Source organism: Nocardia sputi (genome assembly GCF_023501985.1).
Map to the genome: position 1 here is coordinate 101074 of NZ_JAMFLC010000013.1, position 20972 is coordinate 122045.

The following is a 20972-nucleotide window of genomic DNA, read 5'->3' on the forward strand; positions in this document are numbered from 1 at the left end:
CATCAGTGATGCGGAGCCATGCCGTGCAGACGTCCCGACACCGCGGGCAGCGCCGCTACCGCGACCACCACCGTCACTATTCCGACCACCCATGCGGTCCAGGATGCGCTGCGGTACTCCGTGAAATCCATAACCCACGGTGAGAGGAACAGCAGCGCGCCGCACAGGCCCATCACGTAGTCGGCCGCCGCCATTTCGGGGCGGGCCATCTGCGCGAGACCGGTGAGGGCGATGAGCACGCCGAGCACGATCAACGACCACATGGCGTTGTCGTTGGTGTCCACCCAGAGGGGGGACAGCGCGGTGAAGGCTCCGAGTACGACAGCCAGGAAATCCTGCGCGCGGCTCTCGGTGAACATATGTACCTCCTCGGGCTGTGACTATGTCCTATCCTCGGTATAGTCCTGATTGACCGCCCGATCAATATCGGAACGGCTACGATTGCGTCGCTGTTGCCCGGCCCTCTCGGCGTGATCGTCCTCACAGAGGCCGGAGCCATGCAGAGGTTAGGGTGGGCTTCGTCTCACCGCCGGTTCCGCGGAATCGGCTGCCGGGTTCCAATGAAGGGATGGCCGCATGACCGCGCCGATCGTGATCGTCGGAGCCGGCCTCGCCGGCCTGCGCACCGCGGAAGAATTGCGCCGCGCGGGCTACGCCGGTGAACTCGTGCTCATCGGTGACGAGTCGCGGTTGCCCTACGACCGGCCCCCGCTGTCCAAGCAATTCGTGCGCGGCGAAACCGACGACACCACATTGCGCCCGTGCGAGTTCTACAGCGAGAAGCGAATCGATCTGCGGTTGAGCACGGAAGCGGTCGGCGTCGACGCCGACGGCCGCCGCGTCCGGCTCGCCGACGGCACGACGCAGGATTACGACCAGCTGATCGTGGCCACCGGGCTGCGCCCGCGCCGCCTTTCCGGCCTGCCCGATCTCCAGGGCGTGCACGTGCTGCGCGGCCATTCCGACGCCGTCGCTCTGCGCGCCGATCTGAACGCGGCCACGACGGCGCTCGTCGTCGGCGCCGGGTTCATCGGCTGCGAGCTGGCCGCAAGCTTCCGTGCGCACGGGGTGCACGTCGTGCTGATCGAACCGCAGGCGACGCCGCTGGCCTCGGTGCTCGGCGAACAAGTGGGCGAACTGGTCGCGCGGATGCACCGCGCGGAAGGCGTCGACCTGCGCTGCGGCACCGGCCTGGACACTCTTTTCGGCGACGACGCCGGGCGGGTTCGCGGGGCGCGGCTGTCCGACGGTACGGAGGTCGCCGCCGGCCTCGTCGTGATCGGGGTGGGCTCGCGGCCGGTCACCGAATGGCTGAACGATTCCGGGATCGCGCTGGCGGACCCGGCGGCCGGTGGCGGCGTGCTCGCCGACGAGGTGGGGCGGACCTCGGCCGAAGGCGTGTGGGCGGTCGGCGACGTGGCGGCGTGGCTGCACGAGACCGGATCGCGCAAACGCGTCGAACACTGGACCAACGCGGGCGAACAGGCCAAATTGGTCGCCTGCGCGCTGCTGGGAGCCGACCTGCCCACGGCCGCCCGCGTCCCGTACTTCTGGAGCGACCAGTACGACGTCAAGATCCAGGCTCTCGGCACCCCCGGCGCGACCGACGAGGTGCACATCGCCTCCGACGACGGCCGTAAGTTCCTCGCCTACTACGCGCAGGGCGGCAATCTCACCGGTGTCGTCGGCGCGGGCATGACGGCCCAGGTCATGAAGGCGCGCGCCAAGATCGCGGCGGGCGCTCCGGTGACCGAACTCCTGGCGCCGCGCTGAACGCTCGGTCGAAGCCACGTCAGCGGGCGCGGTGAAGCAGGGCACTGCGGCGCACGGGTGAAGTCGCCGCCGGGTGTCACGAGACGGCGTGGACGTGTTCTCGATCGCCGGAAATGGGACCCCGGCGCGGTGTGGCGGTCGCGGCACAGGTGGGCGCGGCCGGCGCGGAGCGCGTGCAGGGCCGTGAGCGGTGTGCGTGGCTGTCAGCGGGGCTGTATACGGTGGTGCGGTGATCGTCGCGCTCATCGACTCGGGTCTGGGATTGCTGCCCACCTCCGCTTGGTTGCGCAAGTTGCGACCGGATGTGGATCTGCTGCTGCAACTCGACCCGGATGGGGCGCCGTGGGGGCCGAAGCCCGAGGACTGGGTCGTCGAGCGGGTCGTGGAGGCCGCGCGGACCTCGCTCCGGTCCGGCGCCGAGGTGATCGTCCTGCCGTGCAACACCGCGAGCGTGACGGCGCTCGAGCACGTGCGCGCGGACGTCGGGCCCGGCGTGCCGGTGATCGGCACCGTGCCCGCGATCAAGCCCGCGGCGGCAATATGCCGGTCGGTGGCGGTCTGGGCCACCGCGGCGACCACGGCCAGCCGCTACCAAGCCGATCTGATCGCGAAATTCGGCGGCGATGCCGACGTGGTCGGCGTGGCGTGCCACGGGTTGGCGGACGCGATCGACCGAGGTGATCTGGCGGCCGCCCACGACGCGATCGCCGACGCCGCGGCGCGGACGCCGCAGGATGTCGAGGGCGTGGTACTCGGCTGCACGCACTACCCATTGGTCACCGACGCGATCGTGGCCGCGCTGCCCGATGGTGTGCGTCTGTTCGACAGCGCGCAAGCCGTTGCCGCGCAGACCATCCGGCGTATCGATGCCCTCGACCGCCCGAGCACCGGCACCGGAGAGGTCCGGGTGCTCAACAGCGGCCGGCCCGGTGCGCTGCCCGCCAGCGCGGCCGCGTTCGAGTCCGGCCGCGTTCTGGGCGCGCAGGGGTGAACCGCCGTCCGCCGCGCTCGCGCAGGGCAGTTCGGACCAGGAGCGTGGATCGATGACCGAGTCGGCGGTGACCGCGGCCGACGTGCAGGCGGCTCTGCGGGAACTGGCCAACCCGGCCGACGCGGTACACCTGCGACGGTTCTTCAAGACCGGGCCGGGGGAGTACGGCGAGGGTGACGTGTTCCTCGGCGTCCGGGTCCCCGCGAGCCGCGCTGTCGCGAAACGCTTCGCGGCGCTCGCTCTCGAGGAGATCGACCGGCTGCTCGACAGCGCCGTGCACGAGGACCGGTTCACCGCGCTGGTAATCCTGAACGCGCGATTCGCAAAGGCGTCCAAGCCGCGCTCCTTCGACGACGCCACCCGCGCCGCCATGGTGGAGCTGTACCTGGCGGCCGTGCGCCGTGGCCGGGTGAACAACTGGGATCTCGTGGACGTGTCGGCGGAGAACATCGTCGGTCCGTGGCTACTGGACAAACCACGTGACCTGCTGTTCGAGCTGGCGCAGGCGGATTCGCTCTGGGAGCGGCGGGTGGCGCTGCTGTCCACCTTCGCCTTCATCAAAGCGGGCGACGCCTCGGCCACCTTCGCGGTGAGCGAGCTGCTGCTGCACGACCGGCACGATCTGATCCAGAAGGCGCTGGGCTGGATGCTGCGCGAAGTCGGCAAGCGCGTCGACCGGGGCCTGCTCACCGGCTTCCTCGATCGGCACGCCGCGGCGATGGGACGCACCGCGTTGAGCTACGCGACCGAACACCTGCTGCCCGAAGCGCGGGCCGACTATCGCGCGCGCTGACGGACGCCCGCACAACTTCGCGGCAGAATGCGGTCGATCAGGCGAACGAAGTATCGGTCCCGTCAGAACTGGATTTTCAGGCGGTCGGTCACCGGATGCGCCTGGCAGCCGAGGATGTAGCCGTTCTCGATGTCCTCCGGGTCGAGGATTTCGGCGTTGTCCATTTCGACCTTGCCTTCCAGCACCGTGCAAGCGCACGAACCGCATTCGCCTTCCTGGCAGGAATAGGGCACGTCCAGTCCCTTGGCCAGCATGATGTCCACCAGCGTCTGCTTGCGCGGCCACTTCAGCTCGTGCACTTCGCCGTCGAGTTCGACCTCGACGGTCGCCGCGTCTGCCGCCTCCTCCTCGGAGACCTCGACCGGCGCCTGGTCGGCGAACGGGTCTCCGGCCAGGGAGTTGAACACCTCGGCATGCGTGCGCGAACGCGGCACGCCCAGTTGCGCGAGCGCGTCGTGCACCCGGTCCATGAACGGCTTCGGCCCGCACATGAACGCGTCGTAGCCGCGATACGGCGCGACGAGGGTGGCGAGCGCGTCGGCGGTCGGCAAGCCTTGCAGGTACTCCAGCCAATGGATCACCGTGAGCCGCTGCGGATGCTTGTCCGCCAACTCGCGCAGCTCACCGGCGAAGATCACCGACTCGTGGTCGCGGTTGGCGTAGACCAGCACGATGCGGCCGTTGCCGCGGGCCAGCGCCGACTTCAGGATCGACATGACCGGCGTGATGCCGCTGCCCGCGCCGAACAGCAGCAGATCGTCGTCCAGGTCCTTCGGGGTGAAGACGCCCGAGGGCGGCAGCACCTCGATCCGGTCGCCCGCTCGCACGTTGTCGCACACCCAGTTCGACCCGTAGCCGCCGTCGGTCCGTTTGACGGTGACCTTCGGGCGGTCGTCGGTGTAGGGCGAGCTGGCCAGGGAGTAGCACCGCGCCACCGAGCCGGTCCGTTCGCTGGGGATGCGCAAGGTGAGGAACTGTCCCGGCTGGTAGCGGAACTTCTCGGCCAGCTCGTCGGGGACGTCGAAGACCAGTGAGCGGGTGTCGGCCGTCTCGGTGATGACCGCGGACACCCGCAGCACGACCGAGCGCGAGCCGTGTGGAACCTCGACAGTGGTCATGTCGTCCTCTCGAACCTGGCAGGGCTAATCCGCGACGCCAAAACTAGAACGTGTTTCAGTTTCATCGTACGTCGGTGGTCGCCTGGCGGACAAGCTGGGCTTCGAGACCGGCGATCAGCACCTCCATGCCGAAGTCGTAGGAGTACCGTCCGCGCAGGTCGCCGATGTACCGGGTGGCCCGCTCGACCACGGGCGGCAGCGTGACGTCCGCCGGGGCGGAGCGGTCGCGCGGATTCACCCGGCTGCGGCCGAACAGGTATGTGTGGATGGTGGCGTAGGCGGCGAGCACGTTGCGGTCGTCGAAGCCCGCCTCGGCCAGCAGGTCCATGATCGCGGCGATCAGGTCCAGCTGTTTGCCGAGCATCTGCTCGATGAGAATGTCGCCGAGTCCGGGATGCTTGCGCAGCTTCTCGTCGATCTGGTCGACCAAGTCGCGCAGCCGATGCTGCCACGGCCCGGATTCGGGCGGTGACGTGCGTACTCCGGTCAGCGCCGCGCTGGCGACCAGGTCGAGCAGTTCGCGCTTGTCGGCGACGTAATAATAGGGCGCCATCGGCGAGACGCCGAGTTCGCGGGATAGTCGCCGCATCGACAACTTCTCCACGCCGTCCTCACGTACCACCCGCAGCGCGGCCTCGACGATCTCCGACTCCGACAGCGTTCCATTGGTGGTGCTCGCGGTCCCTCCCTGGTTACGCAAGCTTCCGCCTCCGGGCCTGATGCTCGCACCACGGCGTGCCGCCGCCCCCGTTCGCCTGCATTCGTCCGACTCCCATGCCACCTCTACCAGTGCGAGCGTGTGCTGCCCGTCACATTCTGTTCAGCTGCTTGCCACCCGCAGTCTAGAGCGCCGGGTGTCGGGCTCGTCGCCGCCGGTGAGACTCGGCGCAGCGTCGAATCGGCCGGTCATCCGGGCGTGTGGCCGCCGGACCGCTCGATCACCGGCGCAGTGACTGAAACCTGTTCTTTTGTCAGCTCATGACGTTATTGTGTCAGGACGGGCTGCGCTGTGCAGTACCGCACACGGATCGACCTCGCGGAGGTAACCATGCCGGACTACGGGTCCATCGGGCACGCCGACACCGACAACACCGGACGGATGGAGGCCGCCGCCGCGCGCTCGTCCGAAGAGGCGCCGCTGGTCGAGGAGAGCCTCATCGAAGAGGTGTCCATCGACGGCATGTGCGGCGTCTACTGACGGGCGGACGACGACGATGCTCGATCTCGATACCCGCTGGCAGCTGCACCCGCGAGTGGCGCTGCGTCCGGAGCCCTTCGGCGCGCTGCTCTACCACTTCGGTACGCGCAAACTCTCCTTCCTGAAAAGTCCGCGGATCGTCGAGATCGTCCGGTCGCTGCCGGAACACGTGTCGGCCCGCAGCGCACTGCACGCGGCGGGCGTGCCGGAGGAAAGCGCCGGGGCATACGCCGAGGCGCTGACCCAGCTCGCCGATTCCGCCATGATCGTGGGTGCGCCTGCCGGCGCACCCACCGCGCCCGCCGTCGCCGGCGCGGCCGCGCCGCCGCTGACGTCGGGGGTGGTCCCGCCGTCGGACAAGGCGGTACGCCTGGTGGATCGCTTCGAATCCGGCCTCGCCGCGCCGATCTGCCTGACCTGGGAACTCACCTACGCCTGCAATCTGTCCTGCGTGCACTGCCTGTCGTCCTCGGGCCGCCGCGATCCGCGCGAGCTGAGCACCGAGCAGTGCAAGGCGCTGATCGACGAGTTCGAGCGCATGCAGGTGTTCTACGTGAACATCGGCGGCGGCGAGCCCACGGTGCGCCCGGACTTCTGGGAGCTGGTCGATTACGCGACCGCGCACCATGTGGGAGTTAAGTTCTCCACCAACGGGGTTCGGATCACGCCCGAGGTCGCGGCCCGCCTCGCGGCCAGCGACTATGTCGACGTGCAGGTGTCGCTGGACGGCGCCGACGCCGCGGTCAACGACGCCGTGCGCGGACCCGGCTCCTACGACATGGCCATCCGGGCACTGGGGAACCTCGCCGCGGCGGGGTTCGAGGACGCGAAGCTGTCGGTGGTGGCGACCAGGCACAACATCGCACAGCTCGACCAGTTCCGGGCCATTGCCGAAAGGTACGGCGCCACCTTGCGTTTGACCAGGCTGCGGCCGTCGGGGCGGGGCGCGGACGTGTGGGACGAGTTGCATCCGACTCCGGATCAGCAACGCGTGCTCTACGACTGGCTGCTGCGCAACGGGGAAGGTGTGCTCACCGGTGACTCGTTCTTCCACCTGTCCGCGTTCGGCCAGGCGCTGCCGGGACTGAACATGTGCGGCGCGGGCCGGGTGGTCTGCCTGGTGGACCCGGTCGGTGACGTCTATGCCTGCCCCTTCGCCATCCACGACCGGTTCCGCGCCGGAAACGTGGTGACCGACGGAGGTTTCGGGGCCGTATGGCGGTCCTCGGAATTGTTCGGCGAGTTGCGCGAGCCCAGCGGCGGCGGTGCGTGCGCGTCGTGCAACCACTACGACGCCTGCCGGGGCGGCTGCATGGCGGCGAAGTTCTTCACCGGGCTTCCCTCCGACGGACCGGATCCGGAGTGCGTCCAAGGCTACGGCGAGGCGGCGCTGGCCGACACCGCGCGGATGATCCCGCGTTCGTCGGTCGACCACTCCCGTCGGGTCGCGCCGCGCGCGAGCGGTCGGAAAGGCGGGCCGGTTCCGTTGACGCTGAGCGCGACGCGCCCGGCCGGATTTTCGCCGGAACGCCGCCCGTCCCGGGCCTGCGATGAGAACCCGCTGGCATGACGCCCACAGTTTGCTGAAAGTGTGCCAAAAGCGCGAGAGTGGCTATCGCCGGGTCCTCGACCAGGCGATAGCCGCTGCGTTGCCGGATGCTGAGTCAAGCCTGCGAGCGAACTCTCGGCATCGGTCGTGGCGCGGTCGGCTCGCGGTGGTGGGCCGCTTTCTCCCGGAATTCCGCCGTTTTTCCGGACTGTTGCTGCCCGCACGCGAAACTCCGCCTAGCATGCCAGGAATGCGCCATGATCGCCTGCCAGATGGATTCGGGGTGCGGATCGATCCTCGGGTACGCGCATACTCCGATGGGCGGGTCCTGATCGGCGGTTCGCCCGCCAGGTTGCTGCGACTTGCCCCGGAGGCCGCCGAGATGATCGGTGACGGGTACCTCGAGGTGACCGGCCCGAAGTCCGCTGTCGTTGCCAGACGACTGCTCGACTCCGGAGTGGCCAACCCCCGGCCCCGGCTGCTGCCTTCGCCGGAGGACGTCACCGTCATCGTGCCGCTGCACAACAACGCCGAGGGGCTGGCGCGGCTGCTCGCCGCGCTGCGGGGGCACAACGTCGTCGTGGTCGACGACGGGTCCGACCAGCCGGTGCGGATCCCGCGCAACCGAGGCACCCGCTGCCGCGTGACCGTGCTGCGCCACGACCGCAAACAGGGCCCCGCGGCCGCACGCAACGCCGGCTTGAGGGCGGCGACAACCGACTTCGTCGCGTTCCTGGACTCCGACGTGGTGCCGCGCAGCGGGTGGCTCGAGGTGATGCTCGGCCACTTCAGCGACCCGGGGGTGGCGCTGGTCGCCCCGCGGATCGTCGCGCTGGACCCGGAGTCCACCGCGCTTGCGCGTTACGAGCACACCCGCTCCTCGCTCGATCTGGGCAGGCGCGAGGCAGCCGTGCACTCGCGCGGACTGGTGTCCTACGTGCCGAGCGCGGCCCTGCTGGCGCGGCGCAGGGCGCTGTTGGAACAAGGCGGATTCGACGAGTCGATGCACGTCGCCGAAGACGTCGACCTGTGCTGGCGGCTGGAGCGCGCGGGCTGGCGGCTGCGCTACGAGCCCGCGGCGCACGTGGCGCACGACCACCGGGTGAGCTTCCGCGCCTGGTTCGGCCGGAAGCTGTTCTACGGCACCGGCGCCGCGCCGCTGGGCGAGCGGCACGCGGGAACGGTCTCGCCGCTGTCGGTGCCGTCCTGGACGCTGCTGGCCGCGTTCCTGTTCGCGACGCTGACCAAGTGGGGACTACTCGGCGGCCTCGTCACCCTGGTCACCGCGCTGACCCGGCTTCGCCGCGTCTTCACGGGGCTGGACAACCCCACCCGGATCGCCGCGATCTACTTGGCGCGCGGCTTCTTCGCCGGGCTGTGGCGCCTTGCCTCGGCGATGTGCAGGCACTACTGGCCGATCACCCTGCTGGCGATGCTCGTCTCGCGGCGGATCCGGCACATCGCGCTCACCATGGCGGTCGCCGACGGCCTGGCCGACTGGTTCACCCACCGCGACGCGGGCGGTCTGGATCCCGTGCGTTACGTGGCCTACAAGCGACTCGACGACATCGCCTACGGCACCGGCCTGTGGCTCGGCGCCTTCCGCGCGCGCAGCCTGGAAGCGCTCAAGCCCACCACCCCGTCCCGCTGACCGAGCCGAACGACCCGCGATGACTCGAATCTTGCCCGCACCACCGCCGCGTCGTCGTCCGGCGGCGCGCACCGCGCCGAGATACTGAACGGGAGGCCGAATGGCCGACACACTCATCGTCGGGGGCGGTACCGCCGGGTGTGTCCTGGCGGAGCGATTGAGCGCCGATCCGGCGCACGCGGTGCGGCTGCTCGAGGCCGGACCGCTGTGGACCGGGCTCGACTCGATGCCGGCCGAGTTGCTGGACGCGGCAGCGCTGCCGATCGGTCCGGAGGCGGGATGGCTGTGGCGCTACGAGGTCGCCCTCGCCGAGGATCCCCCGGTGCCGGGGACGATCGTGCGCGGCAAGCTGATCGGTGGCTCGGGGGCGGTCAACGGCAGTTACTTCGTCCGGGCCGCGCCCGCGGATTTCGACGCCTGGTGCCGGGTGCTCGGCGGCTCGGACGCCTGGTCGTTCGACTCCGTGCTCCCGTTCTACTGCCGCAGCGAGCGAGACCTGGACTTCGGCGATCAGCCCTGGCACGGTGACCGCGGCCCGATACCCGTGCTGCGCCCGGCGAACCCGTCCCCCGTCAGCGCCGCGTTCGCCGAGGCGTGTCTGGCCGACGGGTTCGCCGAAGTGCCCGATCTCAATGCGCCCGACAGCGGCGAGGGTGTGGGGGCGGTGCCGTGCAACTGCGACGAGGGCAGGCGGATCGGCCCCGGGGTCGGCTATCTGCTGCCCGCGTTGGCCCGCCCGAACTTGACCGTCGTGGGGGAGACGTATATCACGCGGATCCGCTTCGACGGAACGCGAGCGGTCGGCGTCGAGTGCGTTCGCGACGGCAAGAGCGGCGTCGAGTGGGCCGATCGCGTCGTGCTGTGCGCCGGTGCGATCGAGTCGGCCACACTGCTGTTGCGTTCCGGAATCGGCGACCCGCAAGAGCTGCGCGCGCTGGGCGTCCCGGTGGTGCACGCCGCCCCGGTCGGCGCGTGGCTCAGCGACCATCCGGAAGTGGGAATCTCCTATCTGCTCGATCTGGCCGAACCGCCGACCGTCCCGCTGGAGACCGTGCTCGAGATCGATGATGTCGAGATCCGGCCCTATTCGGTGTCGTTCACGCCCGGAGTGCGCAGGCTCGGAGTCACGCTCATGCGCCCGCGATCGGCCGGCGTACTGCGCTTGCGGTCGGCCGAACCCGGAGTCGCGCCGCTGATCGACTACCGCTATCTCACCGCGGAGCCCGATCGCGCCCGGCTGTGGGAGGCGGTGGCGACGGCGGGCGGGCTGCTGCGGAGAATGAACGCGCGCCCCGTCGATCCGATTCCGGAGTCCCCGGATCCGGAAGACTGGCTACGCGCGAATCTCGCCACCTCTCAACATATGTCGGGAACTTGCCGCATGGGACCGGAGGACGATGTGGCGGCTGTAGTCGACGAGATGTGCCGGGTGCACGGCGTAACCGGATTGTCCGTCGTGGATCTGTCCGTTGTTCCTGTGCCGCTGGGACGTGGACCCCAGGCCACGACCATGATGATCGCGGAAAAGGCGGCCGCACACCTCGGCGGATGAAGTAGGTCCAGCCCGGTGACACGGTGCTTTTGGTCGCGAACGGGGTCTGCGTGTTCGAAGGCTTTGACCGCGACGACGAGGGCCACGCGATTGTCGAATCCGGGCTCGGGAACAGCCCACGCAGGTGAGGGTCGCCTCCGCCGACTACGGATGCCGGGTCAGGCGGTCCAGAATGGTGAAGTGGTTTTCTCCAGGAGGTGGGAGGAGTTCTTCCATAACTTCGTCCGGCGGGTGGGTGCTGTGGGCCCGGGCGTGGGGAAGGCTGCTTCGCAACCGTCGCGTGACGTCAGCAGGGTCCTCGATGACGGGGTAAGAGAAGAAGTTGGTGTCGACGCCGAACTCGGTCGCGCGAGTCGCTGGGACGGTGACGGTGACGGTGCCGGGTCTCGGGAGACCGGGCCGGCTGCTTCGCCGGGCAGGGTTGTGACGGACCTGTCGCATATGCCGCATCTCGGTGATCTTTTCGACGCCGCGAAAAGGGGAGAAGTGGGCGAGCGCGAGCTGACGTCGGCATTGAAAGGGCTGGAACGTCAGTACGGGCCATACCACGTCAGGAACGTGCACGCTTTCTTCGAGAGGAGTTCGACGCAGTTCGGGCAGACCTACCCGGCAACGGTTACCATGAGTGCTGAAATCCGCGATAGCTCCGGCGCGGATGCTGGTCTGTTGATGTATGAATTCTGGCGTGACAGCGATGGTCTACTGGTTGTCAACAACGAAGTCACAAAGCTCGAAGACGGATTCCGTGGGAAAGGCTTCTCCACCGCTTTCTCTTCAGCTATCGAAAACTACTTCCGGCGGTCAGGAGTACATCGGATCGAGTTGCAAGCGTCCCGGGAGGACGGTGGATATCATTGGGCGAAAGCGGGCTACGACTGGAATCCCGACCGCATCATGTTGCAGAGATCAGTCAATCTGATTTCCAATCGCATCGACAAGGTCATCGATGACGGATTGGTTCCATCCGGCAACGATGTTGCTCGGCTCATGGAGATGAAGTCGCGGTTCGACGGGCCGGTTTCCGGGTATCCGTCCCCTCTGGAGCTGGCCCTGCTCGAGGGGGACGACCCGAAGCTCGGTGAGACACTGATGCGAGGATCGATATGGTTCGGGATGAAGAAACTGTGAACATCTCCCCTGAGGAACGCGAGTTCATTCGGCAGCGCAGCAAGGCCACCTCCGCCCACTTCATGCGGTTCGTCACCGAACGCGGCCTGGACATGGACGTCGAGACCTGGCCCGACGCCGACCGGCAAGAGTTCGATCGGCAATCACGCATGTTGGTCGAGGAATGGAAGACCCGCGCCCGGGAAATCTTCGGTATCTGATTCGGAGTGGACGGATGAGAACTGAATCCGGGATGCGGCCCGCCTGCTACCCGAAGGCTGATCGACTCTCACCGCGCGGAGCCCGGCCGCGCCCGGCTGCGGGAGGCGGTGGCGACGGCGGGCGGGACACCTCGCCGCATGAAGTGGGTTCAGGTGGGGTGACAAGGGCAGTTCAGATCGGGGGCGGGTGCGGCCGTACGGTAGATCGTTCGACCCGAGCGCGTCCAGTGGAGCGGTCAGAGGGCGAGCATGGCGGCAGCGACCTGCTCGGCCGCGGCGTGCCGAAGGGCAGTACCCATGTCGTCGAGGACGAGCAGTCGTGCCGAGGGGATCTCGGCGGCGAGGACCTCGCCGTTGCCGACCGGGAAGAACGGGTCGGCGCGACCGTGCACCACGAGCGTGGGCACGTCGAGTTCACCGAGCCGCTCCCGCCATCGCGGGGCGCAGTCGATCCGGGAGAACACCATCCCGAGCTGGTTGGCCTGGTGCACCGCGGGATCACTCGACGGCGTCCGGTCCCAGATTCGGGCCGCCGTCGCCCGTGCTTCCCGCGGATCGTTGCCCTTCGACTCGGCCGCCGCGGCGGCGAACGCCGCGACGGCATCCCGGTCGGTCCAGTCCGGCATCGGGTGGGAGAACAGCGCGTCTATGACCGCGGGGTCGTGGTCGGGCAGGTCCTCGTCGACCGGGCCCGGCGCCACCGGCCGGGTGCCGACGAGAGTCAGTGCGGAGAACACCTCCGGGTGATCCAGCGCGGCGACCTGAGCGACCATCCCCCCGACACCGACCCCACCGAGGTGGGCGGTCCCGGCGCCGAGCGCCCCGACCACCGCGGCCGCGTCGGCGACGAGATCCCGCAGGTCGTACGCCGGATTCTCCGGGTCGAGGGTCGTCGACGCGCCGGAGTCACGCAGGTCGTAGCGGACCACGCGCCGCCCGCCCGAGGCGAGCCGCTCGCACAGCGCGTCGGGCCAGGACAACATCGTCGTGCCGCCGACCAGCAGGACCAGCGGATCCTCCGCGCGGCCGAAGCTCTCGATGCCGAGATCCACACCGTTCGCCCGTACCGTGGTCATTCCGAATCGCAATGGTCTCGTCATGCCTGGACTCCTGTCTGTCGGTATATCCAGAGGTACCGACGACGGATCCACCCGGAAATCATCGGTGCGGCCGAAAGGAGTGAGTGCCGACCACGGGCGACACCGCTCCAATCGTGCCCGGACCAGTTATCCAGGGTTGAGGTCAGATCCGTTGTTTTCGAGGAGTTCCGAGCATGGCGGTGATCGGCACCCCCCGTTGAAGCAACGGACCCGGCGCCCAGAGCCGCCGCATACTCGGCCGCAATGCCCGCCGACCTGGGGCAGCGGCGATGACCTCGGCCAAGCCTCGACCCACATGGAGGCACGCCGTAACCGCTCCAGCCCCGGCCTGCACCGGAGTCGAAGAAGTTGGGGGAGCACACTGCTGCCCCGACTGTTACGAGATACGTTCCCAGGTGGCGTTCTTCATGACATAGTGCCTGCCAATGCCATGGATGACAGGGCCTTCACCGGCGTGGATGTGATCGTCACTGCCCTCCTCGACGAGGGTGCCGGTGACCTCGAAGGCGGCATACTGGTCGCTGTCGTCCCATTGGGAAAGGCCGTCGATATACACATGCGAGGCCTCACCGCACCGTAGAACGGCGCCAGCGGCCGCGTTCTCGGCGATCCCGAACAGTATGGCAGTTTGGTCGACGTAATCGGCGAGGTCCATTCTCACATCCTAACCACTGTATGGCCTACTGGCAGTGCGGGTATTCCGGCGATTCTTCTGGTCACGGAGTAGCCTTGGCGAATCCGATGCAAATTACCGAGCTGTCGAAATCGGGGGTCTGGAGAAGAACTTATCCGGTGTGCTCTGATACACCTTCATTGGATCCAGCACCGGATCCCCGAATTCGGGAAATTCTCGCCAATCCCCATGATTGGCATGCCACCAGCTGCCGGTCTCCTCGTCGTACAATCCGTAGTCGTAATTAGTATGCCCAGGTTTCGGCTGGTCGTGATCCCCTGACATGTCGACCTGGCCCGTGGTCGGGTCCGGGGCGAACCGGGTGGCATTGGGAGTGGTCGTCGGCCTGACCAGGGGCGAACCGTCCTTCTTGACAACCTGGTTTCCACTGCTGTCGTGCACTATCTCTTGACCGGACCAGAAGTGTTTCGAGTAAATCACCAGCTCCCATTCCGCAGGATTGCCGGGCGGCAGGTGATCCCCCACGCCTCGCAGCTGGGCCAAGTCGGGGTCGGCTTTCACCCGGCGCAGGAACTCCTCGGCGGCCGCTGGTTTGGTAGCCAAGATATCTTCGAATTTCCGCTTATAATTCCGCACCTTCTCGAAGGTGCGCATATCGCCCTCGACCCGCGCATCACGCCGAGCGTCCCGCAACTCTTTGATGTGCTCCTTGGCCAGTTTCGACCATGTCTCTCTGGCTTCCGCTCTCGCCCTCGCTAGATTTTCTTGAGCGTGTCGGATATAGTCGGAGACCTTGATCTTACTGCCATCGAAATTTGTGAACTTTCGCCTTCTCCCGTATTTCGACGCAAAATTCTCCGCGTCGGTGATCCTTTGCCGCCAATCTTTTACCGTCGCGTTGGCCACTTCTCCAGGTGCCAGAACCTTCTCGGCATTCTGCATCATCCGGTGCGTATCCGGATCGGCGAAGGCGAGGTTCGTCGGTGGTGATGCTTTGAGGTCCAGCTGGCTGAGGCGTAGCTTTGTGACGCCGATGCACCCGGAGCGCAGTACTTTCCGTTCCTCGGGAGTCATCCGTCGGCCGTGGTGGCGCTCCCACATTCTGATGTAGTTGTCCACCGGATAGCGGCGCTGAGTTTCCGGCAGACCATGACGGTTGACCCTGTTGCGAGGGTCGAGCGGGGGAGCCAGTCTTGCAGATCTCCCATCCGACGACGCGGTGTCATCCATGGTGCGTTTCAGCACTTTGGCATTCGACTCGTCGAGCTCACGGTGCCCATGGCTGACAGCTCGAAGACCATCCGCGCCGGTCGGGCCTCTGTAGGTGCCCTCGAGATGCTCCGCCGCGCGTGGCACAGGGCGGTTACGCAAGCGATCGGCCATCTCCACGAGAAACCGCTGCAGCCTATCTCCTGGCAACAGTCCTCATACCTCTGCTGACTCCCGCCTCGCGGCGCCATGGTCGTCTTCACTTCGAGGGAACACGGAGCACCTCTCCGAACACTGAGACTACTTCCGCGCGACACGCCAGTCGGTAGCGAAGCGACTCCCAGCCATGGCGAGCACGGCATCGCGCCGGGGCGAACCGACCACTGAACACGACGCCGATGTCGACCCGGCAGCAGATCGGCCAACGGGAGATCCCAGCGCTGGTGAAAAGCGATGGCCGGGCCGGAACGGTGGGGATATCGTCGCTTTATGTGTACCTACGCTTTCGTGCACTACAAACTGCACTATGTGTGCGTAGCGTGCCGGGTGTCGTTCAAGCGGCACCCGCCGACTGCCGCTGTAGCGCACCGTTGCCCGCGATGCGGTACACCGATGTCGTGTGCGGGGCATGACTTCGCGGCGCCCCCTCGCCGTGACAGCCGGGCTTGGTCGGTAGTCGCCGCCGTGGTCGGCGCCGGACTGCGTTATGAGGGTTTCGAACCGTGCGGCTGTGGCCGGGCACCGAAGTACCGGCCGCGGACCCGCGCCGAACTTCGCGCCCGCCGTGAGTTCGCCGCGCGCAACGCTGTTCCGCTCGATGATGCGCTCGCTCGCCTTGACGTGTGAACATACTGCTCGAGCTCACCGCGGCCGATCGAACGCGGCGCACCACAGCCGGAGACGACCCCGTGGGCAGGGGCAAGGACCGAACAAGCCTCGAACGCAGACTCGCTCGAGGCCGACCGCGCGCATCCGCCGTCTAGGGTCGGGTTGGACATACGTCCAGGATTTTCGGGGGAGAGTTCCTTTTTATTCGCGGAGCGCCTAATGTTCGCACTGCACGGATCGGGACCGTGCGACGTAGCTGATTCAGCCGTGGCGACCGCTCCACGGCGACGACGTTGGAGGATTGGCCGGTTTTCGCGCGAGTGCGCCTCGCATCTCTTGCCCTGATCATCGACTCGCATCGGTGGTCGACGCCGTGCACCCGGGCTGGGCAGCCGGGTGCACGGCTTGTTCGTGCTGTCCAAGGTTCGGATAGCCGTTGTTTCGCCGGGTAGGAGGCTCTGGTGCGCGATACGAAGCCGGTCCACCTCCCCTTTCCCGAACTCGCCGACACCGGTACCCTCTCGGTGCCGCTCGGCACGCCGGTGTTCGACACCGGGCTCTACGTCCTCGATGCACGGCTTCGGCCGGTACCGGTCGGGGCGCCGGGTGAGCTGTATCTGTCGGGGGTACAGCTCGCCTGGGGTTATGTCGCGCGGCCGGAGCTGACCGCCGTGGAGCAAGCGGTCACGCGGGCATGCGCCGAAGTGCTCCGTAACAAGCTGGTCGGTCGGAACGACGACATTTTCACACTCGGCGGAAACAGTTCGGTGACCACGCAGGTCGCCGCTCGGTTCTCCGCCGACCTGAACTGCCCGCTCGAAGTTCGCGAGGTGTTCGCCGCCTGCACGGTGGCCGAACCCGGCGAACTCGTCGAGCGGGCCGGTGGAATCGGCGGCGCGTCCTTGGTCGCGCAGCTGCGGGCACGGCCACGGCCGCCGCTGGTTCCGCTTTCACGCCATCCGCTGTGCCAGGTGTCGCGCGCCTTTCACAACGCCGGGGCAATCGCATTCGAACTGCCCGAACTGTCGGTCGCCACCAGTACCCTGGATACCGGAGTGACCAAGCTCCAGCTCACGGTCACCGAGAGCTCCGCCGGTGCCGGACTCGGGGAAGGTTCGGTACCGGCGGGGGTTCCAGCGCAATCCATTCGCGGCGCGGATCTCTTCGATGAGCCGCCATCGCGCGCTATGCGCGCGGGCAGATAGGCGGCGCCGGTGTCCGACGCGTACCACGCGACTCCGGTGCGCCCGCGGCATCTTCACCACCGGTTCGATCGGTCGGCCCAATGACTCTGCGATGCAGTATGATTCGGCAGTCGATCGGATCAGGCGGATCTCGGACGAATACAATATCGACGCGCACGACGGCATTCTGTTCACGACCCCGGCCACTTTCGAGGCCTCGGCGTGGGAGTTTTCGCGCCCCTGACCCGTATCGCGCGGATCGTTGTCGCCCAGCACGACGGACTTCACCCGGGAGTCCCGTCCCTGGTTCGGCGGAAGAAGGAAATCGGAAATGAGCAACCCGTTCGATGACGGCGACGCCATGTTCTACGTCCTGATCAACCAGGAAGGCGAACACTCCTTATGGCCGATCTTCGCCGCCGTCCCCGGCGGCTGGTCCATCGCCTACGGCGCCGCCAACCGCAATGCGTGCCTGCGGTACGTGCAGACCCACTGGGTGGATATGCGCGCCGACTCGCTCCCCGGCTCCGTGTCCGGCGAAGCGAACTGACCACCTGAGTACGCTGGGGCGCGCCGGCCCTCGTCCCCCTGCCGACCGGCGCGCCCCGCCCACGTCCGCGGGCTCAGACCTCGGTGTGCGCGGAGGCGATCACCGCGTGCGCTTGCTGTCGCCATTCGCTGACGGCTCTGGTGCGCAGGCCGCCGAGCGCCGAGTCGAACTGTTTGGCGCGTTTGGTAACCGTGAGTCCGATGTAGGTGCGCGTGTTGGTGATCGCGCTGGTCGCCACCGCGCAGGCTTCATCGATCTCGCCGGAGGCCAGCAGCGCCGTGGCGTGCTCGAAGCGGACCAGGGCGGGTTCCATGGTCTCCGACGGGTCGTACAGCGCCATGGCGTGGGCGGCCGCCGCGGCGGTCTCCTCGGCGCGACCGAGGCGGGAATATCCGATCGCCTGATAAAAGGCGAGTTTCTCCGGGCGGAAAGAAAAGATACCGACCGAAAGGTCTTCCGGCCCGACGTCGTCCAATGCCGAAGCCGATCGTGCGATACACCGTGCGAATTCGTCGGCATGACCGAGGCTGGCGTGTGCGCGCGCCGCCATTCCCCACAACCATGCGGCCGCCGGGCCATAAGACGGATTTTCTTGCAAGCGACCGTCGAGTAACTGCAAAACTTCCTTTGGTTTATCGCTATAGGTCGGCAAATACGCGAGACCGGCCAAGGCTATGTCTTCCGAATAGCGGTCGCCGATGTCCTGTGCGGCATGGATCGCGGTGGCGTACCACATGCGCGCCTGGCCGAAATGCCCCTCGTTGAAGAGGATCTCACCGACCACGTTCGCCAGTCGGCCAGCGGTGCGCACCAGCCGGACCTGCTGATGGGTGGGCTGTCGTTCGCCGAGACACCCACGGACCAAACGGAATTGCTCGAGCCCGGTTTGCAACAACTCGTGCGGCGGCACCTGGACCACCCGCGTGCCGAGGACCTCGGCAGACTGTTCCAGGAACGCCAGTCGCCGTTCGCTGATCGACCCCGCGTCCAGGGTTGCCAGCATCCGCTCCGGTTCACTCGCCACCAGGTCCGCAGCCTGGCCTGCCAGGCCCGCGCCGATGCAGGCCAGCAGTTCTCGCCTTCTCACGTCGTCTTCCTCGACTTCCTTGTCGAGCCCGATTTCCCTACCGAGCTTGGTGTGCCTCTCGGGCGCCGAATCGGCGCGCGCACCATCGGAGGCCGGCTCCCGGCCCGCTGTGATCGCCCGTTCGAATCGAGCGACGACGACGGAATCGACTTCCGACAGGACCCTGTCCAGGAGACGCTGGCTAGCGGCGTGCATCCGGGTTGTCCGGCCGTTCTCCCACAGGACCACGGTGCGCGGTGTGACGCCCACTAGACGCGCGAATTCGTAACGGCTCCGCTTCATCGCCGTGCGAAGCGCATGTACAGCTTCACCCGTCCAGTCGACCTCCACCATAGGTCTCTGTTCCTCCCTCCAGGCCGCTACAAACGGAAAGTACTCGCAATTACCGCATTCGGGTCTGTTATCTACCGAATCGCAACGCGCACTGTTGAATCGCACCCGGCATCGGGGGTCCGCCCAAACCCTGTCGAGGGCGCCCGTTGTCCGGAACCCGGCGCACGGTCCCGACACGGCCCGATCCATCCGTGTCGAGCGCGGTCCGGCGGCGTCCTCTCGGTGCCGGGTGCACTGCGCTGATGGAGGTTGAGGATGGAAGTGCTGCACTCGGATGTCCGTGAGCTGTTGCTGATTCAAAGCCGCGACTGCTCTCAGGAGCCACTCGGTCTTACTTACGATCGCGCGCGCTTTCTCTGCGCCGTGCACGCCGGGCACGGCGCGAGTTGCCGGCAGTATCTAGCCGCATCGGCATTCTGCTCCCGGCAGGCCGACGGCCCGTGAACGGCCATGAACCCGCTGCTGAGCATGCTCAGCGTGTGCGCGCTGCTGGTAGGAGCGATCGTCGGTGTCGGTTCCTGTCTGCCGCATTGCCGCGCCGAGGACGCGCACCGGCCGCCCGATGAGCCGTTCACCGTCGAACAGGCGCATCGGGTGATGCAGGGCCACCGCCCCTGCCGCGCGGATGCCTGCCCGCGCAAGCAGGCGGCCTTCCGCACCCTGGTCGCGTCCGGCCGAGTCGTGCCCGACAGCCGGGCCGACGGATACTCGCGTTGACCGAACGTCGGCGCTCGAACTCGTTGCCGATCGGCGTGATCCGCGCGGCGGCGGTGTTCACCCGCTGATCGGGGCTATGGCGAGGGGACCCGATCAGCGCCGGGGTCCTCGTGTCTCCGTACGACGGGGATACGAGGACCCACCGGTGTTCGCGCAGCGCGACAGGCTCCGCTCCTTCGGCAGATGGAATCTCCGGAGCCGTCGAGTAATTCATCCGCTGCCGGGATGTCGACTATGCGCTCGGAAGCGATCGCGGGAGCCCGAACGACGGGAGCACGCTGTTGTCGAAGCGCGTCATGGCGCTGATCCGGTCTCCGCTCAGGGTGAGGACGTAAAGGCCGGTTCCGTAGCGGATGCCGGTCGGCGCGCGCAGATAGGCTCCGAGCGCCGGTTGACCATTGGCTCGCGTCGGAACGAGGTCGAATCTCCGGCCCGCCCGGAAGATACCGGCGAAGAAACGCGCCACGACGTCTCGGCCTTGGTATTCGAAGGGAATCGGTGGCATGGACACGAAGACGTCGTCGGTCAGAAGGCGCACCAGCGCGTCGAGATCGGCCGATTCCCACGCGCGGACGAATCTCGCCACGATCACCTCCTCTGCGGGTGCATAGGAGGAGGGCGGGGAGACGCTCGTGGGCCGTCGGTACCGCAAGCCCGCGCGCGCCCGTTTGAGAGCGCTCTTGACCGAGTCGACCGTCGAGTCCAGCATGCCCGCCACCTCTTCGGCGTGGAATCCGAGCACATCGCGCAAGATGAGCACGGCGACTTGGCGCGGCGGCAGGGTCTGCAGCGCGGTCACGAAGGCAAGGGAGATGGCTTCGGTCTGCTCGTAGCGGGCTTCCGGGCCGAGCGGCGCGTCGATGACACCCTCGGCCAGTGCGTCCGGAAATGGCTCCAACCAGGCGATTTCGCCGAGACGGGTCGGCTCGGGCGGTTCGACGCCGGGCACGTCCCACTCCTTGGCACGGCGTCGCCCGGCAGACCGGCGCGCATTGAGACACCGGTTGGTGGCGATGCGGTAGAGCCAGGTGCGCAGCGAGGCGCGGCCCTGAAACCCGCCGAAGCTCTGCCAGGCCGACAGCAGCGTTTCTTGCAAGGCGTCCTCGGCGTCCTGGAACGATCCGAGCATCCGGTAGCAATGCACCTGGAGCTCCTGGCGGTGGGGCGCGATCAGCTCCCGGAACGCCTCGCCGTCTCCGGCTCGCGCCCGGGACATCAGGTCACCGGCTACCACCCTCGCATCACCTACTCCCGCGCGTCGGGGCACTTCCATCGTGTACAGACACCATCCACGGCGCAAAGGGGTCGGTCGGCGAGCGCCACTTCTCCGCCGTCGCGGTGTCTGTATCGGGTGGTAGCTGTCGCCGACTCAGGAGA

20 protein-coding genes are annotated in these 20972 nt (G+C 67.4%); 12 read left to right on the forward strand and 8 right to left on the reverse strand.

Annotated elements, in window-relative coordinates:
* Nucleotides 1-2 precede the first annotated feature (2 nt).
* Entirely contained in the window at nt 3-359 is a 357-nt protein-coding gene (locus M8859_RS17600) for an SPW repeat domain-containing protein (RefSeq protein WP_159924974.1), read from the reverse strand.
* 217 nt (nt 360-576) lie between these two features.
* Between M8859_RS17600 and M8859_RS17605 the strand changes: the two genes are divergently transcribed.
* From M8859_RS17605 to M8859_RS17615, 3 genes are all read left to right on the forward strand, one after another.
* On the forward strand, nt 577-1773 hold the full coding sequence (locus M8859_RS17605; RefSeq protein WP_195139947.1) for an NAD(P)/FAD-dependent oxidoreductase: 1197 nt from the start codon (nt 577-579) through the stop codon (nt 1771-1773).
* 229 nt (nt 1774-2002) lie between these two features.
* Nucleotides 2003-2764 (forward strand): glutamate racemase, encoded by a 762-nt coding sequence (locus M8859_RS17610; RefSeq protein ID WP_159924970.1) that lies wholly within the window; start codon nt 2003-2005, stop codon nt 2762-2764.
* Nucleotides 2765-2816: 52 nt separating this feature from the next.
* Nucleotides 2817-3557 (forward strand): DNA alkylation repair protein, encoded by a 741-nt coding sequence (locus M8859_RS17615; protein ID WP_249644557.1) that lies wholly within the window; start codon nt 2817-2819, stop codon nt 3555-3557.
* A gap of 62 nt (nt 3558-3619) precedes the next feature.
* Here the strand turns inward: M8859_RS17615 and M8859_RS17620 are convergent, their stop codons facing one another.
* Both M8859_RS17620 and mftR2 read right to left on the reverse strand, forming a co-directional pair.
* Nucleotides 3620-4675, reverse strand: a complete 1056-nt coding sequence (locus M8859_RS17620) for a ferredoxin--NADP reductase (protein ID WP_159924966.1) — start codon at nt 4673-4675, stop codon at nt 3620-3622.
* A 61-nt stretch (nt 4676-4736) separates the two neighbouring features.
* On the reverse strand, nt 4737-5375 hold the full coding sequence (mftR2, locus tag M8859_RS17625) for a mycofactocin system transcriptional regulator MftR2 (RefSeq protein ID WP_159924964.1): 639 nt from the start codon (nt 5373-5375) through the stop codon (nt 4737-4739).
* A 399-nt stretch (nt 5376-5774) separates the two neighbouring features.
* Between mftR2 and mftA the strand changes: the two genes are divergently transcribed.
* The 6 genes from mftA to M8859_RS17655 all read left to right on the forward strand — a co-directional run bounded on the left by mftA (nt 5775) and on the right by M8859_RS17655 (nt 11953).
* The gene (mftA, locus tag M8859_RS17630) at nt 5775-5873 is read left to right on the forward strand and encodes a mycofactocin precursor MftA (protein ID WP_159925163.1); all 99 of its coding nucleotides are present in this window, start codon (nt 5775-5777) and stop codon (nt 5871-5873) included.
* A 16-nt stretch (nt 5874-5889) separates the two neighbouring features.
* Complete coding sequence (gene mftC / locus M8859_RS17635; RefSeq protein WP_249644558.1) at nt 5890-7443, forward strand: mycofactocin radical SAM maturase; 1554 nt, start codon at nt 5890-5892, stop codon at nt 7441-7443.
* Nucleotides 7444-7672: 229 nt separating this feature from the next.
* The gene (gene mftF, locus M8859_RS17640) at nt 7673-9073 is read left to right on the forward strand and encodes a mycofactocin biosynthesis glycosyltransferase MftF (RefSeq protein WP_159924951.1); all 1401 of its coding nucleotides are present in this window, start codon (nt 7673-7675) and stop codon (nt 9071-9073) included.
* A 100-nt stretch (nt 9074-9173) separates the two neighbouring features.
* Nucleotides 9174-10625 (forward strand): mycofactocin dehydrogenase MftG, encoded by a 1452-nt coding sequence (gene mftG, locus M8859_RS17645; RefSeq protein ID WP_249644559.1) that lies wholly within the window; start codon nt 9174-9176, stop codon nt 10623-10625.
* Nucleotides 10626-10805: 180 nt separating this feature from the next.
* Nucleotides 10806-11753, forward strand: a complete 948-nt coding sequence (locus M8859_RS17650) for a hypothetical protein (RefSeq protein WP_195139952.1) — start codon at nt 10806-10808, stop codon at nt 11751-11753.
* Nucleotides 11750-11953, forward strand: coding sequence for a hypothetical protein (locus M8859_RS17655; protein WP_195139953.1), 204 nt, complete (start codon nt 11750-11752; stop codon nt 11951-11953). Before M8859_RS17650 ends, M8859_RS17655 begins: the two co-directional genes overlap by 4 nt.
* A gap of 236 nt (nt 11954-12189) precedes the next feature.
* On the opposite strand, the gene M8859_RS17660 is transcribed toward M8859_RS17655, so the two are convergent.
* The 3 genes from M8859_RS17660 to M8859_RS17670 form a co-directional block, all read right to left on the reverse strand.
* Nucleotides 12190-13029, reverse strand: coding sequence for an alpha/beta fold hydrolase (locus M8859_RS17660; protein ID WP_249644596.1), 840 nt, complete (start codon nt 13027-13029; stop codon nt 12190-12192).
* A 400-nt stretch (nt 13030-13429) separates the two neighbouring features.
* Nucleotides 13430-13708 (reverse strand): hypothetical protein, encoded by a 279-nt coding sequence (locus M8859_RS17665; protein ID WP_159924943.1) that lies wholly within the window; start codon nt 13706-13708, stop codon nt 13430-13432.
* A gap of 93 nt (nt 13709-13801) precedes the next feature.
* Nucleotides 13802-15070, reverse strand: coding sequence for a hypothetical protein (locus tag M8859_RS17670; protein WP_249644597.1), 1269 nt, complete (start codon nt 15068-15070; stop codon nt 13802-13804).
* A gap of 1115 nt (nt 15071-16185) precedes the next feature.
* Between M8859_RS17670 and M8859_RS17675 the strand changes: the two genes are divergently transcribed.
* The gene (locus M8859_RS17675; protein WP_249644560.1) at nt 16186-16929 is read left to right on the forward strand and encodes a phosphopantetheine-binding protein; all 744 of its coding nucleotides are present in this window, start codon (nt 16186-16188) and stop codon (nt 16927-16929) included.
* Nucleotides 16930-17239: 310 nt separating this feature from the next.
* Nucleotides 17240-17458, forward strand: coding sequence for an MbtH family protein (locus M8859_RS17680; RefSeq protein WP_159924941.1), 219 nt, complete (start codon nt 17240-17242; stop codon nt 17456-17458).
* Between the two features lie 73 nt (nt 17459-17531).
* Here M8859_RS17680 and M8859_RS17685 read toward each other — a convergent pair whose 3' ends face one another.
* On the reverse strand, nt 17532-19067 hold the full coding sequence (locus M8859_RS17685; protein WP_504928420.1) for a helix-turn-helix domain-containing protein: 1536 nt from the start codon (nt 19065-19067) through the stop codon (nt 17532-17534).
* A 261-nt stretch (nt 19068-19328) separates the two neighbouring features.
* Between M8859_RS17685 and M8859_RS17690 the strand changes: the two genes are divergently transcribed.
* Complete coding sequence (locus M8859_RS17690; protein ID WP_223520499.1) at nt 19329-19595, forward strand: hypothetical protein; 267 nt, start codon at nt 19329-19331, stop codon at nt 19593-19595.
* A 232-nt stretch (nt 19596-19827) separates the two neighbouring features.
* On the opposite strand, the gene M8859_RS17695 is transcribed toward M8859_RS17690, so the two are convergent.
* Nucleotides 19828-20829, reverse strand: a complete 1002-nt coding sequence (locus M8859_RS17695) for a sigma-70 family RNA polymerase sigma factor (protein WP_249644598.1) — start codon at nt 20827-20829, stop codon at nt 19828-19830.
* Nucleotides 20830-20972 lie beyond the last annotated feature (143 nt).

What these genes read in the sequence shown, in the direction of transcription:
- M8859_RS17680 (WP_159924941.1), top strand. Translation starts at nt 17,240, where the DNA reads ATGAGCAACCCGTTCGATGACGGCGACGCCATGTTCTACGTCCTGATC.
- mftC (WP_249644558.1), top strand. Translation starts at nt 5,890, where the DNA reads ATGCTCGATCTCGATACCCGCTGGCAGCTGCACCCGCGAGTGGCGCTG.
- M8859_RS17615 (WP_249644557.1), top strand. Translation starts at nt 2,817, where the DNA reads ATGACCGAGTCGGCGGTGACCGCGGCCGACGTGCAGGCGGCTCTGCGG.
- mftF (WP_159924951.1), top strand. Translation starts at nt 7,673, where the DNA reads ATGCGCCATGATCGCCTGCCAGATGGATTCGGGGTGCGGATCGATCCT.
- M8859_RS17690 (WP_223520499.1), top strand. Translation starts at nt 19,329, where the DNA reads ATGAACCCGCTGCTGAGCATGCTCAGCGTGTGCGCGCTGCTGGTAGGA.
- mftA (WP_159925163.1), top strand. Translation starts at nt 5,775, where the DNA reads ATGGAGGCCGCCGCCGCGCGCTCGTCCGAAGAGGCGCCGCTGGTCGAG.
- M8859_RS17685 (WP_504928420.1), bottom strand. Translation starts at nt 19,067, where the DNA reads ATGGATCGGGCCGTGTCGGGACCGTGCGCCGGGTTCCGGACAACGGGC.
- M8859_RS17620 (WP_159924966.1), bottom strand. Translation starts at nt 4,675, where the DNA reads ATGACCACTGTCGAGGTTCCACACGGCTCGCGCTCGGTCGTGCTGCGG.
- M8859_RS17660 (WP_249644596.1), bottom strand. Translation starts at nt 13,029, where the DNA reads ATGACCACGGTACGGGCGAACGGTGTGGATCTCGGCATCGAGAGCTTC.
- mftG (WP_249644559.1), top strand. Translation starts at nt 9,174, where the DNA reads ATGGCCGACACACTCATCGTCGGGGGCGGTACCGCCGGGTGTGTCCTG.
- M8859_RS17665 (WP_159924943.1), bottom strand. Translation starts at nt 13,708, where the DNA reads ATGGACCTCGCCGATTACGTCGACCAAACTGCCATACTGTTCGGGATC.
- M8859_RS17670 (WP_249644597.1), bottom strand. Translation starts at nt 15,070, where the DNA reads ATGGCCGATCGCTTGCGTAACCGCCCTGTGCCACGCGCGGCGGAGCAT.
- M8859_RS17605 (WP_195139947.1), top strand. Translation starts at nt 577, where the DNA reads ATGACCGCGCCGATCGTGATCGTCGGAGCCGGCCTCGCCGGCCTGCGC.
- M8859_RS17600 (WP_159924974.1), bottom strand. Translation starts at nt 359, where the DNA reads ATGTTCACCGAGAGCCGCGCGCAGGATTTCCTGGCTGTCGTACTCGGA.